The sequence below is a fragment of the Pseudoflavonifractor phocaeensis genome (assembly GCF_016901955.1).
Taxonomy (GTDB): Bacteria; Bacillota; Clostridia; order Oscillospirales; family Oscillospiraceae; genus Flavonifractor; species Flavonifractor phocaeensis_A.
The window spans coordinates 1-16642 of the sequence record NZ_JACJLC010000032.1 but is presented as its reverse complement, the minus strand read 5'-3'; the positions used below and the strand labels follow the sequence as shown (position 1 = coordinate 16642).

18 protein-coding genes and 1 rRNA gene are annotated in these 16642 nt (G+C 60.4%); all 19 read right to left on the bottom strand.

The window, feature by feature from the left end; translation table 11 throughout:
* Window positions 1–11: 11 nt before the first annotated feature.
* A complete protein-coding gene (locus H6B51_RS08960; RefSeq protein WP_204883354.1) occupies window positions 12–1424 on the bottom strand; it encodes an aldehyde dehydrogenase family protein in 1413 nt (470 codons plus the stop codon).
* A gap of 13 nt (window positions 1425–1437) precedes the next feature.
* On the bottom strand, window positions 1438–2424 hold the full coding sequence (locus H6B51_RS08955) for a cob(I)yrinic acid a,c-diamide adenosyltransferase (protein ID WP_204883353.1): 987 nt from the start codon (window positions 2422–2424) through the stop codon (window positions 1438–1440).
* The gene (locus H6B51_RS08950; protein WP_204883352.1) at window positions 2424–2690 is read right to left on the bottom strand and encodes a EutN/CcmL family microcompartment protein; all 267 of its coding nucleotides are present in this window, start codon (window positions 2688–2690) and stop codon (window positions 2424–2426) included. Before H6B51_RS08950 ends, H6B51_RS08955 begins: the two co-directional genes overlap by 1 nt.
* Window positions 2691–2703: 13 nt before the next feature.
* Window positions 2704–3519 (bottom strand): flavoprotein, encoded by an 816-nt coding sequence (locus H6B51_RS08945; RefSeq protein WP_243421210.1) that lies wholly within the window; start codon window positions 3517–3519, stop codon window positions 2704–2706.
* Window positions 3520–3541: 22 nt separating this feature from the next.
* A complete protein-coding gene (eutJ, locus tag H6B51_RS08940; protein WP_204883351.1) occupies window positions 3542–4369 on the bottom strand; it encodes an ethanolamine utilization protein EutJ in 828 nt (275 codons plus the stop codon).
* Between the two features lie 18 nt (window positions 4370–4387).
* Window positions 4388–5047, bottom strand: a complete 660-nt coding sequence (pduL, locus tag H6B51_RS08935; protein ID WP_243421209.1) for a phosphate propanoyltransferase — start codon at window positions 5045–5047, stop codon at window positions 4388–4390.
* 18 nt (window positions 5048–5065) lie between these two features.
* A complete protein-coding gene (gene pduA, locus H6B51_RS08930; protein WP_087346522.1) occupies window positions 5066–5341 on the bottom strand; it encodes a propanediol utilization microcompartment protein PduA in 276 nt (91 codons plus the stop codon).
* 32 nt (window positions 5342–5373) lie between these two features.
* Window positions 5374–6027 carry a BMC domain-containing protein gene (locus H6B51_RS18090; protein ID WP_204883350.1) on the bottom strand — a complete coding sequence of 218 codons (654 nt, stop codon included), beginning with the start codon at window positions 6025–6027 and terminating at the stop codon, window positions 5374–5376.
* Window positions 6028–6031: 4 nt separating this feature from the next.
* Window positions 6032–6394, bottom strand: coding sequence for a glycerol dehydratase reactivase beta/small subunit family protein (locus tag H6B51_RS08920; RefSeq protein ID WP_204883349.1), 363 nt, complete (start codon window positions 6392–6394; stop codon window positions 6032–6034).
* 1 nt (window position 6395) lies between these two features.
* Complete coding sequence (locus tag H6B51_RS08915; protein WP_204883348.1) at window positions 6396–8216, bottom strand: diol dehydratase reactivase subunit alpha; 1821 nt, start codon at window positions 8214–8216, stop codon at window positions 6396–6398.
* Between the two features lie 27 nt (window positions 8217–8243).
* Window positions 8244–8762 (bottom strand): diol dehydratase small subunit, encoded by a 519-nt coding sequence (locus H6B51_RS08910; RefSeq protein ID WP_204883347.1) that lies wholly within the window; start codon window positions 8760–8762, stop codon window positions 8244–8246.
* Window positions 8763–8777: 15 nt separating this feature from the next.
* A complete protein-coding gene (locus H6B51_RS08905; RefSeq protein ID WP_204883346.1) occupies window positions 8778–9440 on the bottom strand; it encodes a propanediol/glycerol family dehydratase medium subunit in 663 nt (220 codons plus the stop codon).
* A 15-nt stretch (window positions 9441–9455) separates the two neighbouring features.
* Window positions 9456–11117, bottom strand: a complete 1662-nt coding sequence (locus H6B51_RS08900; RefSeq protein WP_204883345.1) for a propanediol/glycerol family dehydratase large subunit — start codon at window positions 11115–11117, stop codon at window positions 9456–9458.
* Window positions 11118–11139: 22 nt separating this feature from the next.
* The gene (pduB, locus tag H6B51_RS08895) at window positions 11140–11949 is read right to left on the bottom strand and encodes a propanediol utilization microcompartment protein PduB (RefSeq protein ID WP_204883344.1); all 810 of its coding nucleotides are present in this window, start codon (window positions 11947–11949) and stop codon (window positions 11140–11142) included.
* Window positions 11950–12003: 54 nt separating this feature from the next.
* The gene (eutM, locus tag H6B51_RS08890; protein ID WP_087340571.1) at window positions 12004–12282 is read right to left on the bottom strand and encodes an ethanolamine utilization microcompartment protein EutM; all 279 of its coding nucleotides are present in this window, start codon (window positions 12280–12282) and stop codon (window positions 12004–12006) included.
* Window positions 12283–12565: 283 nt separating this feature from the next.
* The gene (locus tag H6B51_RS08885) at window positions 12566–13708 is read right to left on the bottom strand and encodes a 1-propanol dehydrogenase PduQ (protein WP_204883343.1); all 1143 of its coding nucleotides are present in this window, start codon (window positions 13706–13708) and stop codon (window positions 12566–12568) included.
* A gap of 42 nt (window positions 13709–13750) precedes the next feature.
* Window positions 13751–14824, bottom strand: a complete 1074-nt coding sequence (locus H6B51_RS08880) for a response regulator transcription factor (protein ID WP_204883342.1) — start codon at window positions 14822–14824, stop codon at window positions 13751–13753.
* Between the two features lie 43 nt (window positions 14825–14867).
* The gene (locus H6B51_RS08875; protein ID WP_243421211.1) at window positions 14868–16067 is read right to left on the bottom strand and encodes a PocR ligand-binding domain-containing protein; all 1200 of its coding nucleotides are present in this window, start codon (window positions 16065–16067) and stop codon (window positions 14868–14870) included.
* Between the two features lie 468 nt (window positions 16068–16535).
* Window positions 16536–16642: ribosomal RNA gene (rrf, locus tag H6B51_RS08870) — 5S ribosomal RNA — on the bottom strand; the annotation flags it as partial.

Below are 16642 nucleotides of genomic sequence, written 5' to 3'. Positions count from 1 at the left end.
AAACCTCCGTTTTAGCGCACGTCCATACCGCCCACCAGGACGCAGCGGCGGCGGCGGGCAAAGGACTTGGCGGATGTCAGTCCCTCTCCGGTGGGACCGGCGATGGTAAAGGTGGTATAGCCCTCGCCGCCCACGCCGATGCCGGCGTAGGAGGGGCCGTTCTTCACAAAGATGGTGGTCTGGATCAGCTTGGCCATCTTGGTCAGCTTCTCCACGTTGCGGGAGTGCATCATGGCGGTGTGACGGTTGCCATGCTCCACACGGACGGCCATGTCGATGGCCGCATCCACGTCAGGCACACGCACCAGAGGCAGAATGGGCATCATCAGCTCCACCTGCACAAAGGGGTGGTCCTCGGTGGTCTCCACGAGGATGACCTTCACCTCGTCGCCCACGTTGATGCCCACCTGCTCCAGGATGTACTTGGCGCTCTTGCCCACATAGTCGGTGACAGGGCTTTTGCCCTCCTTGGTCACCAGGCTCACCAGCTTGTTGATGATCTCCTGGTCCTTCACCTCGTAAGCGCCGTTCTTCTTCATGTTGAAGATCAGGTAGTCGGCCACGGAGTCCACCGCAATGATCTCCTTCTCGGCGATGCAGGGCAGGTTGTTGTCAAAGGAACAGCCGTCCACGATATCCTTGGCGGCTTTCTCGATGTCGGCGGTCTCATCCACCACCACGGGGGGATTGCCGGCGCCGGCGCCGATGGCCTTCTTGCCGCTGGAGAGCACCGTCTTTACGATGCCGGGGCCGCCGGTGGCCACCAGCATACGGATCTTGGGGTGGTTCATCATGGCGTTGGTGTTGGCAATGGAGGGCTCGGACACGGTGACCACCAGGTTGGCAGGCGCACCAGCCACGGCCAGCGCCTTATTGATGAGCCGGATCAGATGGAGGGAGACCTCCTTGGCCCGGGGATGGGGGCTGAACACCACCGCGTTTCCGGCGGCCAGCATGCCGATGGAATTGCAGATGATGGTCTCCGTGGGGTTGGTGGTGGGAGTAATGGAGCCGATCACGCCAAAGGGAGAATACTCCACCAGGGTCAGGCCGTCGTCGCCGGTCATGGCGTCGGTGGTCAGATCCTCAATCCCAGGGGTCTTGACCGCCGCCAGGCGATTCTTCACCAGCTTGTAGGCGTAGCCGCCCATGCCGGTCTCCTCCACCGCCTTGCGGGAGATGTACTCCAGGTTCTCCTGGTCCAGCACCACGTCCCGGATGGCCTGCACATATTTGGCACGCTCATGCATGGAGCGGCCCAGATACTCCTGCTGTGCGACGACGGCGGCGCTCACCGCCTCGTCCATGGTCTTGAACACGCCACACTCGCCGCCGCAGCAGCAGCTTTCATGGGGCTGCTGATCTTCCAACTGGGAGAGCACCTTTTTTACGATGGACTCCACAACAGCTTCATCAAGGTTCATTGTTTATTCCTCCTTACAAGGACATAGCCCAGCGGGCGATCTCCATATCCTGTTCCACCGTGCCGCCGGAGACGCCTACGCCTCCAACCACTTCCCCGTTTACCTTGTAGGGGAAGCCGCCGCCGAACAGGACGATCTTGCCGGGAATCGCCGTCTCGATGCCGTACAGCGGCCCGCTCTGCCCGGCCGCCTGGCCCAGCTCATGGGTCGCCATCTTCAGCGCGCTGGCCGTATAGGCCTTCCCGGCAGCGATATCCACGCTGGCCAGAAGGGCGCCCTCCATCCGCTGGAGGAGCACCAGATTACCGCCCTGGTCCACAGCTGCGAATACCACCGGTACTTCCAGCTGCTCTGCCTTCTCTTCCGCCCGCTTGGCCATCTTCTGCAGCGTGGCCAGGGTAAAGGGCGGCATGGCATCCCTCCGGTTTCCGGCCATCTGCTCCCGCACAACGGCGGTCACCTTCTCCCGCAGCTGTTCCTCCTGCACCAGGTCCTCCTGGAGCCGGGCCAGCGCGTAAATGGCGTCGGACAACCGGTTCACGTAGCGGGATACCACCTGCCGCACCGGGTAGCGCTGGGCCAGGGTGACAATATGCCGCTCCCCCCGGCGTACGATGGTGCGGGCCACATGGAGGGCCGCGGAACAGGGGTCCACGCCGGGAATGACAAAGTGGGTCTGTCTGCCGGTGGTCTGGGTACAGGTGTCCACCACCTGCTCCAGGAAGGCCACGTCCTCCTCTGAGATCAGTCCCTTCAGCTTGGCCATGCCTTCTTCATCGCTGGCCAGCTCAGCGCCCAGGGAAAACAGCCTGCCTTGAATGGTGCGCAGGGTGGTACGGATGTACTCCCGGTCCGTCTGTGCGTAGGCCAGACCCAGCATGGAGTTGGCCTCGTCAATGGTGCCGTAGCACTCAACACGGGGGCTGTCCTTGCTGACCCGGGTACCGCCCACCAGGCTGGTCTGTCCCTTGTCGCCGGTTTTGGTATATAAGTTTGCCATCAGCCCACCTCAACCGTATCCACAATTCCTACAATGGAGGTGTCAACCGGGGCCTCGCCCTTTCCGAAGACGTAGCGGGCGGAGCTGCCCTTACAGACGATCACGATCTCGCCGACGCCGGCCCCCACGGAATCCACAGCGATCTCGCTGCTGCCTTCCCGTTCCAGGCGCTCAGTCAGCTTCTCCACGACCAGGAGCTTCATGCCCACCAACTGCTCATTCTTGCTGGTGGAAACTACGGTCCCGATCACTCTCCCCAAATACATAGCGTCACCTGCTTTACGTCTCTTTTCGGATGGTGATCCCCCGGCGACGGGCGTCATCTGCCGCCAGCTGGGTAATAAGTGCGTGGGGCTCCACCCACACCGTGCTGCCGGAGGGGCAGCCGGCCAGCTGCTGACCGCCGATCACCCGGCCATTGAGCCGGATGGAATTGGCTGGCTGGTGCTGAGTGGAAGCGTTGCCCCCGGCGGCGCCCGCAGGGAACCGAGCCGCAATGGCCCGTTTGGTCGCCTGATCCAGTCGGTTGGCGGAGGTCAGCCGCGCTCCATAGGAGCGCAGGGTCTCCAGATTGCCCCGCAGGGTCTGCTTCAGGGGCTCGGCCATGCAGAAACCCCACCTGGCCCGCTCGCTGTGATCCGGACAACAACCGTCGGTGGCCAGGATCACGTCCTTGCCCCGCATCAGGCCGTCCAGGATCACCGCTGCCGCCGGCGTATCCGCCATGCAGGCCGCCACATGAGCAGCGGTGCGGACGGTGGTCGCCGGCACAATAATGGTATCGTACTGTTTGGTGAGCGCCTCCGGTGTGTCGCCCGGTGTGCCGATCCAAAGCTCCTCCGGCTCCAGCGCGGCGCGGATGGCCTCCACGTCCAGCACTCCGGCAGCACTTTGGGAGAGCAGCACACGGAAGGTGTAGCCCTCGGCCCGCAGGCGTCTCATGGACTCCAGGGCCTCCGGGGCGCTGATGTTGGAGCCGGTGTACACCACCAGCGCCTGCTTCATCCGCGCCAGGAGCTTCTCCACCACCCGCTGGGCCAGCTCCTCCACCAGGAGGGTCTCCCGCACCAGGCTGTTCAGCTGCTCAGTCGTCAACGGTCCTCACCTACTTCTGCTGTTACTGTGTACAGTTCACGGCAATGCCCAGAGGGGTCACCAGCAGCGGGGCCGCCGGCTTGATCACCGGCACACCCAGGCACTTCTCAAAGGTCTGCTCAAACTGGGTGAAGCAGCAGGCGCCGCCCACCACATAGATCTGGTCCACCGGGTAGTCCTTGAGATAGCGCCCCACAATGGAGGCCATCTTTTCCACCACCGGCTTGACCACTGGGAACACCCGGCTCTCCTGGGCCGGATCCCGCTTGGCCAACTCGGCCTCCTGGATGCTCCAGCCGTGGAAGCCCGCCAGCACCAGGGTCATATGGGTGCCGCCGGTGGGTTCATCCCCGGTAAAGATCACCTTGCCGTCCTTGAGAATGCTGATGCCCGTGGTGCCGCCGCCCACGTCCACCACAGCGCCGTCCGTGATGCCGAGCACCGAGGCCGCCGCCGTGGGTTCGTCAACCACGTTGGTCAGGCGAAAGCCTGCCCCCTCCACCACATTTCCAATCACTCTGACATTGCCTTCAATGATTCCGGGCGGAATGGCGCAGGCTCCAGCCTCCAGGGTGGTGCCCAGCCGGGCCTCCAGCTCATCCTTCAGCTTGGTCACTGCGTTGAGGGCGCCGATATAGTCCACCACGATGCCGTCCCGCACCACAGTGGATGGATAGGTGGCCCCGGCCACCGGCCGGTCGTGTTCATCCACGACAGCCAGCACGATATTGGCTGTACCCAGATCCACCCCTGTCCGCAGTTGGCCCTCCCATGGATTGCAGCCGCCGCTTTCGATCAGCCGCTCAAACTCCAGAAGGGTCTCGTTGCATATTGTCAGATCCTGCCCCATAGCCCATCCTCCGTCGCGTTACTCTTCCAAAAAGAAGGCCCGGTCGCCGGTCTTTACGCCCAGTGCGTTGGCCTCCTCCACGTCGATGTGCATTTCCAGTGCGTAGCTCTCCGAAACCCGGACCAGCACGTTGCACAGCAGCGCGCCCCGCAGACCTTCGATTCTGGTCTGCACATATTGTCCGTCCCGGTATCCCAGACGCCGGGCAATATCCGGTGTCATGTGGATATGCCGCAGGGCGGCGATGACGCCACGCTCCTTCTTCACGCTGCCCTTGGGTCCGATGATCTCGATGCCGGGGGTGTCCTCCAGCTGGCCGGACTCCCGCACCGGGGGCTTCACCCCCAGCACAAAGCCGTCGGCCACGGAGATCTCCACCTGGGTATCCCCACGCAGGGGACCCAGGACACGCACCCGGTTCAGCTCCCCCTTGGGGCCCCGGATGGTCACGGTCTCCTCCGCGGCGTACTGACCGGGCTGGCCCAGCATCTTTTTGACCGTCAGCTCACTGCCGGGACCAAAGAGGGCATCCATATCCGCCCGATCCAGGTGGATGTGGCGGTTGGATACCCCAATGGGGGTGGAGCGCTCCAGTTGCTCCTGCTCCTGGAGCGCCTCCACCACCAGGCGGGTGATCTGACGGACAAGGTCCTGGTATTCCATTCCGACTTTGCCCATACCAGATCCCTCTTACGATTACTGCAGCTTGGGCAGGATCTTCTCCACGTCGGTGTGGGGACGGGGAATGACGTGCTGAGACACGATCTCGCCCACCTTCTCGGCAGCGCAGGCGCCGGCGTCCACAGCGGCCTTGACCGCGCCCACGTCGCCGCGGACCATGACGGTCACCAGACCGGAGCCGATCTTCTCATAGCCGATCAGGGTAACGTTAGCGGACTTGGTCATGGCATCGGCGGCCTCAATGGCGCCCACCAGGCCTTTAGTCTCGATCATACCGAGCGCTTCACCCATAGTGATAACCTCCTAAACGATGTTACGTGTTCTTATTTTGACTTGTTTCTGCTTCTACGGCTCCGCCGGGAGGAAGAACCGGTCGGTACCTCCGGGCCGGGCTGCGGCGCGGGATCAGCAGGCTCCGCCGGTTCCGGCGGTACCGTCTCCTCCTGCGCCTGCTCCACCTGGGGCTGCTCTGCAGCTTCCTCCTGTACTTCCTCGGGAGTCTCAGGCTCTGCCGGATTCTCCGGCTCAGCGGGAGGCTCCGGCTCTTCCGGCTCTCCCGGCTCCTCCGGTGCTTCCTCGGAGGCCTCAGGCTCTGCCGGGCTCTCCGGCTCCGCAGGGGTCTCTGGTTCCGTCGGCGGAGTGGGGGTATGGGGCGGCTCCGGCCCCTCGGGGGGCTCAGGCCGCTGGTCGCCCACCGTGTCCGCAGTGTGGATCAGCTGTTCCAGACTGTTGGAAGGACGGGCGATCACACGGGTACTCACCACCCGGTTGACCTTGCCGGCGGCCACTCTGGCGGCGTCCACGGCGGCTTTCACCGCGCCTACGTCGCCCTGTACCTTGATGAGGGTCCAGCCGCCGCCCTTGGTAAGCTCGTAGCCCACCAGTTCCACGTTGGCCGACTTCACCGCGGCATCCGCGGCCACCACGCCGGCGGCCAGGCCCTGGGTTTCGATGAGTCCCAAACTTTTCTGCTGCATATGTTCACCTCCTGTCCAGAGCCTTCAGCGGCAGCTTTTTCACCAGCCGCGCCGCGTTGGCTCCCAGTGCCCGGGCCTGGGCAGACCCGGCTTGGGCAGAGATGCGGAATAAGGGCTGATCCTGCTCCAGCTTGCTGTAGTGAAGGACGATCCACTGGTCGTCGGCCCCAATGCCAACCTCCAGATTGGAGCTTTGGGCCGCCTCCCACGCCAGGGCCAGGGCGTTTGCGCCCTGCATCTGGTCCAGCTTCCAGGGGATGCCCTCCTCCTCCATGCCCAGCTCCACTTCCCGAAGGACCTGGCCATTTGCCTGAGCCGTATGGAAAAAGTGGATCGTGGGCTTGCGGATCTCATGGGGCATGGGCATGTCAGGTTCCCCCTTCCGTCAGGGAGAGCACCAGGCCGGTAGCCACCGCGTTGCGGGGACCCTCGGTGCCCCGGATGTTGCCCCGGCCGGCCACCACCTTGTACTGAGACAGGGCGTCAGTGACCATCTGAGGCACCTCAAAGTCCAGGGCAGAGCCGCCTACCAGCACCACGAACTGGATCTCCCGCACGTTGCCGGTGGGGCTCACCCGGGTCAGGGCCCGGATGGCATTGGTGACGAACACCTTCTGCTTGGCCTGCTGGCGGATGAGCTTGATGCGCTCCATGGACAGATCCCCTTCCAGAGGGATAAAGTTGCCCTCCTTCAGGATGACCACCTTGGCAAACAGGTGGGGGGCCAGGGGCTGCTGGAAGAACTCCACGGTACCGTTTTCATGGCGGATGTGGAACAGGCTCTCCACCTTGGCCAGAGGATATTTCTTGATGTCTTCTGCGGTGTCGAAGTCGGACAGACCCATCTCGGACTGGATCAGCAGGGTGACCATGTTTCCGGCGCCTGCCAGATGGATGGAGTGGATCTCCCCTTCCGGGCTGATGATGGACGCATCGGTGGATCCGGCGCCCATGTCCAGAATGGCCAGGGGCTTGTTGGTGCCCGGGGTGGTCAATGCACCCCGGATGGCCATGTCGGCCTCCACGCCGCCCACCTTCACCGGCACCCCGATCTGCTGGGAAAATTCCTTGGCGATGGCTTCCATCTGGAGTCGGTCGGCCTTAACCATGGCGGCGATGCCCACGGCGTTTTCCTGGGAGAACTCATTGGCCAGGCCGCCCTGCACCTTCTGGGGGGTAAAGGTATCCACCGCCAGCAGATCCTGGATCTTGATGTCTCTGGGGTGCTGGTTGGTCAGGTTGGCCATGACCTGGCGCACCTTTTCCAGCATGCCGCCGGCGTTGGTGCCAGGCTCACCCCGCACATCCTCCAGAGCGGGGATGGACTCCACCGCCTTCATGATGCGCTCGGCTCCGGCATCCACATCTACCTTGACGCTGCGGTTGTTCCCCTGCAGCTCCATGGAGCCGGCGGGGATCTTCCGCTCTTTTACATCGCCGGCGGGGGTCTTGATGACCACCGCGGATCGGTTGCCGATGAGAGCCCGGGCAATGGGCACCACCTGCCGGGTCTCCTCTGAGGACAGGCCGAACAGGGTAGCAATGCCGTAGGGGTTGGAGAGCACCTCCACCACGCCGCCGGCCGAGGCCACCTCCACCGCCGAGCGCATGCTCAGGGGAACCTTGTCCACCAGGGCCACCTCGTCCACGATGGGGATCTTCCGGTCCAGACGGTTGTGGATCAGCACGCCGTCATCCCGCTGCACGATGGCTGCGGTGACCTGGCGGCTGCCGGCGCTGCCCCGGTCGATGAGCCGGGCAGCCTCCTCAAAGTCTACCGACTTGGGAACCACTGCGATGTAGTCCTTGCCGCCGGGTGCCCGCTCCAGCTCGGTCACCAGAATGGTTTCGCCCACGCCCACGCCCATACCGCCGGGAGTGGCCGGATTATGACCGATCATGGTGGACTCGGTGATGATGGTCTCGGTAATGGTCTCCATGGCCACATCGCCGATGACGGGGGCGGCCTCGTTGAGCCGCACTTCCGACAGATCCTCAATGGTGTAACCGGCCTTCTCCAGGGCGTCGTTCAGGGAATGGAAAATACCGTTGATGTTCTGGCGGGTGCCCTTGATGCCCGTGGTGGGCACAGTGCCGCTGGCCAGAAATACGGGGCGGCCATTTTCCAGGCGGGCCAGAGCCGTTTCCGTGGTCGCATTTCCAATATCGATGCCTGCGACAAGTTTCATGGGGCGCCTCCTGACTCTGGTGAATGATTAGAATTTCTTCAGACGGCCACGCTTCTCATAGACCTCAGCGGCCTCACGCACCAGAGTGGCGGCAGTCTTGGCGCCGTACTTGCCGTCCAGCTCGTTGGCAATGTCCAGCAGCTCCTGCTTGGTGGAGCGGTAGGGACGCAGGGCGTTGTAGATCTCCAGCAGGCGCTCGTCGGGCACGGCAATGAGCTCGGCGGCCCGGCGCAGGTTGCCTGCGAAAGCCTCACGGTGGACGGACTCGGCCACCTGAGCCTGCATCTCCAGGGTCTCGGGAGCGATACGCATATCGTCAGCGCTCAGCTCGCCGTTGATGACCTTCTCATAGCTCAGAGAGGTAAAATCCTTGCCGGTTGGAGTCTTGATCTTGTCGGCCATGCTCTCGGCCAGGGGATAGTTGGCGGCGGTGACCTTATTGCCGGTGCCGCAGCAGGCGGCGGGGGCGGCGGGAGCGGAGGTGCCGTTCTTCATGGCAGCCATGACCTGCTCCACGATCTGCTTCATCAAAAGTTCCTGATCCATAAACTTGCTGCCTCCTTACTGGAACGAGACCGAAACGGCCTGCGGCTTCTTGTTGTTGTCCACCAGCTCGGTCTCCTTGATGTGGAGCAGAGCGGACAGGGCCTGATAGGTGGGACGGGCCATCTGATCGTTCTTGGTGGGAACGGGCGTGGGGGCCTCACCCTTGGCATACTTGGCGGCGTTCTTGCCGATCTTGCGGTAGGTATCCAGGTCGATCAGGGGCGCCTGGGAGAACAGCTCCAGGTTGGACAGGGGGGGCAGGTCCTTCTGATGGATCACGGTGGTACCCTTGGACTGGATGCCGATACCGATACCGGAGCCGGAGTACTCGGCGGCGTCATGGGCGATGAAGGAGACGTCGGAGGTGCGGTACACCTTGATGACCCGCCACTTCAGGCCCTCCTCCTCGATGCCGGCGATGATCTCGCGCAGCACCTTGTCGTGAGGCAGGTCCACGATGGTCTTGGTCTGCTTGGTGCCGAAGGCGGGAGCCAGACCGATGACCACCTCGTCGGCAGCGGAACCCTTGCGGGCCTCCCCGTCCTCAGTGACGGTCAGCTTGCCGGCGGCGGGAATGGTGGAGGCGGCGGGAGCCGCGGCGGGAGCGCTCTGGGCGGCGCCCATCTCCTTGAGAACTTCTTCAATTACACTGCGCAGCGTGTTTTCATCAAATGTCATGTCGCTTCACCCCTCTTAGATGTCTTCCGGACGGATGGCTCTGGGAATGTTCTTCAGCTGGTTCCAGCGCTCCTCGCTGATCTGGTAGCCGGTCATGGGCCCGTGATACTGGTTGGGCACGTTGACGGCGGAGAGAACGTGGAAGTTCTGATCGAAGATGGAGGCGGTGTGCAGATAGTCGCCGGCCACCTTCTGGCGGAGCATATTGTAGATGTTGTGGGCCACGTCGGGGAAGCCGGCGCGATCCAGGGCCTTCACGAAGTCAACGCCGGTGACCTTGCGGGCCATCATGTCCTCGATGGCCTTCAGATCCTCGTTGACGTTGCGCTGAGGCATATCGTTGGAGCCGTTGGCGTAGGTAGCGGCCTCCACCTCGGCGTCGGTGATCTCGGGCAGGCCCAGCTCACGGAACATACCCTGCAGGGCGCGGGCGGCCTTGTTACGGGCCTTGAGGACGTCCTCTTCGCGGACGGGCTGCAGACCGCCGTCGACCTTCATATCGCGTTGGATGATGACCCAATCGTCATAGTCCTCGGCGTCCCAGTTGGAGCCGGCAAACATGTTGTCGTAGTTGGGGGTGGCGGAGTAGCCGGAGCAGATGTAGTCGGTGCCGGAGAAGAGCTGAGGCACGGTACGGGCCACCCGGCGCAGGTCGGAGTGGGTGAAGGTCTGGTCGTTGGAGGTGGTGGACTCCAGATCCAGCAGCATGGCGATCAGGTTCTCAGCGGCCACGGCGCGGATACCGCCGGGCACACCGGCGGGCACGCCGATACAGGACACGGAGCCGTTCTGGGTACCCTGCACGCCGGCGCCCTTGGTGACGGCCAGGCAGCGGGCCTCCAGATACAGCATGGACTTACCCTCGGCGTAGCCCATCTGCACCTCGGAACCGGTACCGGAGGTGAAGCGCATCTTCAGGCCACGGGAGGCATAGCAGCTGGCCAGGAAGGCCTTGGAGTAGGGGGTGTCGTCGCCGTCCATAAAGACGGGCTCGGTGCCGTAGACGGAGATGGTCTCGGCGTAGGTGGTGAAGCCCCGCATGCCCAGCATCAGCTCAGTGGCCTCTTCCAGGGCACACTGGGTCATAACACCGGGACGACCAACCTGGGCGCCCACGAACAGAGCGATGGCGTTGAAGGGGGCATACCGGGCCACAGCCACGGTGGTCTCCATCTCGGCAAAGCCACGGACACCGGCCTCAGCAGCGTCGGCAGCGATTTGCACCGGGTTGTCGCGGACGTTGGTAACGTGGCACTGGTTGGCGGGGATCATACGGGCACGCATCTTGGTCATGCCCATCATGATCTCCACGATGGTCAGCTTGCCAACGACCTCAGTCAGCTTGGCGGGAGTGAGGGACAGGGTGATGTCCAGCACTTCCTTGCGGGAAACATTGATGTCCACGATCATCCGGGCAATGTCCAGAGAATCCATGGCCATGGCCTTCTCGGCATTCTCCAGACGGATGGCGTGGTCGGCGATGAAGGTGTCCAGCATGTCGAACTCGGCACGGCACTTGCCGTCCAGCTCGGTCACGACACCATTTTCAATCTTGATGCTGGGCTTGGGATCGAAGGGGCTGTTCATGGCGATCAGACCCACCTCAGGCCACTCCTGCACATAGCCGTCCTGGTTGACCGGGCGGGCGTCCAGCACTTCAAAACGCTTAGACTTCATGTCACTGACTCCTTCCCGTTAATTAGATGATGTAGGGGGTGGTGGCGCTCTTGAGCTCCTCGCCGGGCTCAAGGGCCTTCAGCAGCTGCATGCCCACATCACGGGCAGCGATAATGGCCTGCTTCACCGCGCCGGAATCACCGGAGAAGAAGAAGTTGACCTCGTTGGAGTAGCTGGTGCCGCCGTTGCCGGGGGTAGCCACGGTGATGGCGTCCACGGTAGCAGCCTTGACAGCGGTATCGGCCAGAACCAGGCCGATGGCAGCAGGAGCGCCAACGGTGATGCCGAAGGACTTGCCGATGGGAGCGCCAAAGGCCTTGTTCAGGGCGTAGCTGGCGCGGGCGGTATACTGGAACTCCAGGTGGCCGGCGCTGTTGCCGTACACGTCGCCGAAGGTGCGCTCCACCTCATGCAGGGTGACCTCAACGGCACGGCGGACATCGGACACGTCCTCAGCGCCGAAGACGATGAAGCAGCCGTGGCCGGCGCCGCCCTCGGTATCACGGGGGCACTCGATGAGCACGATCTCGGAGTTGGTGGCCTTCACCGCCTCATCAGCGGCGAAGATCTGGGGGCCGGCGCCCACGCGGTCGCCGATGATGCCGATAGAACGATACTTCTTGTCAATGCCCAGCTTCTCGTGGACCTGGTGGTCCAGGTTGGCAATAACCAGACCGATGGTGTGACCCATGGCAGTGCCCACAAACTCGGTCAGATTGCAGGCAGGGGCGGGCTGGGCGCAGCAGCTCTCAGCAGGAGCGCAGGCGGCGTCAGCGATGCCCATCTTCTTCATGACTTCGTCCATGACCTTGCTGACCAGTTCATCTTTCATGTGTTAACCCTCCGAACATATTTAAATTTTGAATTCTTGGGGGAGTCTTTTGGCTTACAGCTGATTGGGCAGAATCTTCTCCACATCGGTGTGGGGTCTGGGGATGACGTGGATGGAGACTACTTCCCCCACCTTCTGGGCCGCCGCCGCGCCAGCGTCGGTGGATGCCTTGACTGCGCCCACGTCTCCCCGCACCATCACGGTGACCAGACCGGAGCCGATCTTCTCGTAGCCTACCAGGCTGACATTGGCGGATTTGACCATGGCGTCGGCGGCCTCGATGGCGCCTACCAGACCTCTGGTCTCAACCATTCCCAGAGCTTCCTGCTGCATACTACTACCTCCTTCATGTGGCCAACGGCGATCTCACGGAAAGACCGCACGCTATCTGAAGGGATTATACCTGACTGTCAGCACGATTTTCTTGGCGGACCGCAGTGCTTTTTTGTCTGTTTATCCCAAACCACCCGGTCTAAAAATCACCCCTTTTCCAGTCTCTCCCTCCCCCTTCCGCCCCTGTCTTTTTTTAATTTCCCTCCTTGCGAGGACAAAAAAGTCCACCTCGCATCTCACAGAAATGCAAGGTGGACTTTTTTGTCTTTTCTTCCAGATAGGCTCAGTAGCCCGATACTTTATGAAGAATGGCTCCCACACACTCCGCCGTGGCAGGCCGTGGATTGGAAGCGGTGGTAACGTCGGCCAGGGCCGCAGAAATCATCTCATCCCGGAAATCTCTGAACTGCTCCGGGCTGCTCCCCAATTCCTTGAGGGTGGCGGGGATCTTGAGCGTCCGGTTCAGCCGCTCCACCTCCCGCAGCAGGTTGGAGACACCCAGCCGGACGCTGGGGGCAGGCAGGTCCAGGGTCTTGGCCAGACGCTGATACTTTTTTGCCGACACGGTGTACTCCCCGTTACGCACCCCAGCCAGATTGGCGTTGAAACTGATGATGTGGGGCAGCAGCATGGCATTGATTCGGCCATGGGCAATGTGGAGCTTGCCGCCCACCGCATGGGCCATACCATGGGTCAGGCCCAAACCTGCGGAATTGAAGGCCAAGCCCGCCATACAGGAGGCGTTGTGAAGCTTCTCTCGAGCCAGCAGATCGGTACCGTCCTGGAAGGCCAGGGGCAGGAACCGGAATACCAAAGAGGTCGCCTTTTCACACAATGCGTCAGAGAAATCATTGGCGCCTTTGGATACATAGGCCTCGATGGCATGAGTGAGCACGTCCATGCCGGCATCGGCAGTGACGGAGGCCGGAGCGGACACCGTCAGCCGGGGGTCCAGAATGGCCACCGGCGGACGCAGCGCCTTACTGTCCAGCGGGTATTTGATGCCCTTGGCCCGGTCGGTGATGACGGCATACTCCGTTACCTCAGAACCGGTGCCGCTGGTAGTTGGAATGGCAAAGCACTCCCACCGGTCGGTGTCGATATGAAGGGTCTCCTTGGCAACTGCCCGGATGGCCTTTGCCGCGTCGATGGTGGAGCCGCCTCCCACTGCAATCATGGCTTCTGCCCCGCAGTCGCGAAGAGCCTCCACGCCGGCAGCCACCACCTCAATGGGCGGATCAGGCACAACGCCGTCAAAGACTGTCACCTGGCAGTGAGTGAGATAGCTGGCTACCTTGTCCGGCACGCCCATACTAGCCATAAAGCGGTCTGTGACGATCAAAACATGCTTGTCCTCCAGCTTACACAGCCGCTCCAGCGCACCCTCGCCAAAAAAGATCCTGGTGCTAAAACTGAATTCCTTCATGGTAATCACGCTCCCCGGCGGCACCTGCGCCGCCCAGTGGCGTTAGCAGCCGCTGCTCTGATCTCTGGTCCTGCGATTGCGCTCCCGGAATTCCGTAGGAGTAACTCCCACCTTCCGCTTGAACGCCTTGCTGAAATAGTTGGTCTCCCCATAAGAGAGTTCATAGGAGATGTTAATGACTGGCATCTCGGTATCTAGCAGCATCTGTTTGGCCAACTCGATTTTGCCGTCCGTCACATAGGCAATGTAGTTCTGTCCAGTCATTTTTTTAAAAAACTTGCTAAAGTAACAGGAGCTCATACTGGCATACTCGGCGGCCTTATCCAGACTCAGGCCCTTGCGCACATTCCGGTCGATGTAGTTGAGGATCTTCTGCCCCCCCTCTACCTCGTAGAAGTTACTCTCCTCCATAGCCTCAAACATCACGTCCAACATGTTTTCCAGCGTGAGGTAGCTTTCATACTTCCGTCCCTGCCGGTCGAAACGCACACGAAACTGCTCCAGGCATCGGTTCAGCTTCCACTGCACCGTCTGTCCTAAGGGAGCACCCAGTTCGGCAATCCCTGCCGCGAAATCCACTACTTCGTTGCGGATCGCTTCTACATTATCCCCATCCCGGTAGAGCAAATCAAGGTATTCTCTTGTGGTCTGGATGCAATTTTTATATTGGAATCCCCGCAGCTGCTCCATCAGACGGTTCATATATATTTTCCGACGGCTGTAATCCGTCTCCGACTGGGGGGACGCGGCGATCTTTCCCATCAGCGCCTTGGCCGCCGCCAGAATCCACGCCGGCCGGCAGGGTTTGAGCAGATAATCTCTGACTCCTAGGCGCCAGATATTGCGGGACACATGCTCCTGCTCCCCGGAGGAGATCACCAGGATAGGGGTGCCGGGTGCCAGATTTTGGGCTGATGCAATCACATTGCTCTTGGCCAGATTAAACTGGGGGATATCGGCGACAAACAGATCCACTCCTCCCTCCCGGAGAATCTCCAGAGCCTGCTCCGCACTGCCAGCGTGGAGGATCTCCACCTCTTCCAGTCCGGCGGAAAGAATCTCCCCTGTGATCTGCCGTTCCAATTCGTTTTCGCTCCATATAATGATCTGCTTCATCTGGTCTTCCCCCTACCGCACACCATGTACAGACCCTATGGACTCAGAATGCTCCCCGCTTCTCCAAGGGCAGTCGGATACGGATGATGATCCCGGCCTGTTTATCTTCACGGGCACAGACATCCAGACCGTACTTGCTTCCAAAAACACGCTGAAGTTCGCTGTTTAAGGTATGGAGGGAGCGGTCTCCTCCTCCCTTGGATGCAGACGCACTGAGGAGATGCATCCACTGGTCGGAGGACTGAACCGCTCCGTCACACCGAAGCTGCAGCTGGAATATATCCCCATTTTCCTGCCCGTAAAACTCGAGCTTAAAGGGATTTGCAGGCTCCTCCCCAAATCCATCCAAAAAATGATCCAGGATCTGCCGCAGCAGCATAAAGGGACACGGGATACCCCAATAGCCTGCGGGCACTGACACGGAAAAGTCCATTTTATCTCCCACCCACGCCTTCTGGATACGCAGCAGTGCCTCAATATAATTGAGTTCCTCTCCAAGGGTGGATATTTTTTTGGGAGTGCCCATCTCATACCGTGTAACGTCGGCAAAGTCATAGACCACCTGCTCTGTTTTTTTCGCCTTCTCCTCATAGGCCAGGCGGGACAGAATATTCATCACATAAAAAAAATAGCGGAACTCTGAGCTGCGATAGACCGCGTCGGCTTCCTGTTTTCGAATCACATTCTCCAGCTCAGAACGGACGGCTCGCTCTTCTATAAGCTGTTTATCCTTTTCCTCCAGCTTTTCCAGCATCTTCTTTCCGCTCTCATTCTCGGTCAGGGCCACAATGATATCCCGCAGGATCTGCACCGTAGCCTCCACTTTTTCATAAGAAACGGTCTCCATCTTTTCATAGAGCTCGTTGATCTGCTCATGCTTCCGCCAGTTGCTCTGATGGGGCAAAATGTACTCCAGCTGCTCTGCCTCTTCCTCACAAACCCGGACCTGCCCGCCCAGCACAGCCCCCATATAGGTTCCGTTTATAATCAACGGCACTGCAAAATCCACCAGATCGGCGTGGCAGCGGTAAATATAAGGCTGGCCGGTAATGGCTGCATGCAGGCCACCGTGCGCATCACACTGGGCACACATTTCAGAAAAGCCCTGTACCTCCCGCACCTTTATGCAGTGATCTGTAAAACCACTGTAGCGGGTGATAGGATTACCCTTGTAATCCACGGTTACAGCCCCAATCCCCATTGCCCGAGAACAGTTATCCTGAATGGATTGAAGTAAATTCATATCAATCATTTCGGAAATCTTTTTTATCTCACTCATATCTGACTCTCCACCGTACAATATTTTGCAGGTCGGGCATTTTTCACTATGTACATTACAAGGGCATACCCAAACTTTCTTGCATCCTAGCAGGTAATTTTTATTTTATTATATCAAAACTGCTGCGTATGGCAAGCTTGTATACGTCTGTACCATATCACCGCTACCTGTTCTTTTCAATGCGCTTTTTTGTTCTCTTGCTTCCATTTTTTATCGCTCCGCTTTCCCCTTATATAAAAATGGTTCCACCATTCTACCTGCAATCATGATAATGTTCTTTCACCAAAGCATTAGCTTCTGATAAAAGCCGGGGCTACCGCGAAAAAAATGCGGTAGCCCCGGCTTTTTACTCCAATTCTCAAAGGTCCTTATTGTTTCTACTTTTTTTCACAAAAAAAGCATTGTAGATTCTACTCTACAATGCCTTCTCTGTGTTGGCGTTACCTATCTTCCCGGTCCGTCTCCAGACAAGTATTTTCGGCGCAGGTGAGCTTAACTTCCGTGTTCGGGATGGGAACGGGTGGACCCTCACCGCAATC

Coding starts and splice junctions, on each gene's coding strand:
- eutM (WP_087340571.1), bottom strand. CDS start 12,282: ATGCAGCAGGAAGCTCTGGGAATGGTTGAGACCAGAGGTCTGGTAGGC.
- H6B51_RS08880 (WP_204883342.1), bottom strand. CDS start 14,824: ATGAAGCAGATCATTATATGGAGCGAAAACGAATTGGAACGGCAGATC.
- H6B51_RS08955 (WP_204883353.1), bottom strand. CDS start 2,424: ATGGCAAACTTATATACCAAAACCGGCGACAAGGGACAGACCAGCCTG.
- pduL (WP_243421209.1), bottom strand. CDS start 5,047: ATGGGCAAAGTCGGAATGGAATACCAGGACCTTGTCCGTCAGATCACC.
- eutJ (WP_204883351.1), bottom strand. CDS start 4,369: ATGGGGCAGGATCTGACAATATGCAACGAGACCCTTCTGGAGTTTGAG.
- H6B51_RS08950 (WP_204883352.1), bottom strand. CDS start 2,690: ATGTATTTGGGGAGAGTGATCGGGACCGTAGTTTCCACCAGCAAGAAT.
- pduA (WP_087346522.1), bottom strand. CDS start 5,341: ATGGGTGAAGCGCTCGGTATGATCGAGACTAAAGGCCTGGTGGGCGCC.
- H6B51_RS08915 (WP_204883348.1), bottom strand. CDS start 8,216: ATGAAACTTGTCGCAGGCATCGATATTGGAAATGCGACCACGGAAACG.
- H6B51_RS08960 (WP_204883354.1), bottom strand. CDS start 1,424: ATGAACCTTGATGAAGCTGTTGTGGAGTCCATCGTAAAAAAGGTGCTC.
- pduB (WP_204883344.1), bottom strand. CDS start 11,949: ATGAAAGATGAACTGGTCAGCAAGGTCATGGACGAAGTCATGAAGAAG.
- H6B51_RS08910 (WP_204883347.1), bottom strand. CDS start 8,762: ATGGATCAGGAACTTTTGATGAAGCAGATCGTGGAGCAGGTCATGGCT.
- H6B51_RS18090 (WP_204883350.1), bottom strand. CDS start 6,027: ATGCAGCAGAAAAGTTTGGGACTCATCGAAACCCAGGGCCTGGCCGCC.
- H6B51_RS08900 (WP_204883345.1), bottom strand. CDS start 11,117: ATGAAGTCTAAGCGTTTTGAAGTGCTGGACGCCCGCCCGGTCAACCAG.
- H6B51_RS08905 (WP_204883346.1), bottom strand. CDS start 9,440: ATGACATTTGATGAAAACACGCTGCGCAGTGTAATTGAAGAAGTTCTC.
- H6B51_RS08920 (WP_204883349.1), bottom strand. CDS start 6,394: ATGCCCATGCCCCATGAGATCCGCAAGCCCACGATCCACTTTTTCCAT.
- H6B51_RS08875 (WP_243421211.1), bottom strand. CDS start 16,067: ATGAATTTACTTCAATCCATTCAGGATAACTGTTCTCGGGCAATGGGG.
- H6B51_RS08885 (WP_204883343.1), bottom strand. CDS start 13,708: ATGAAGGAATTCAGTTTTAGCACCAGGATCTTTTTTGGCGAGGGTGCG.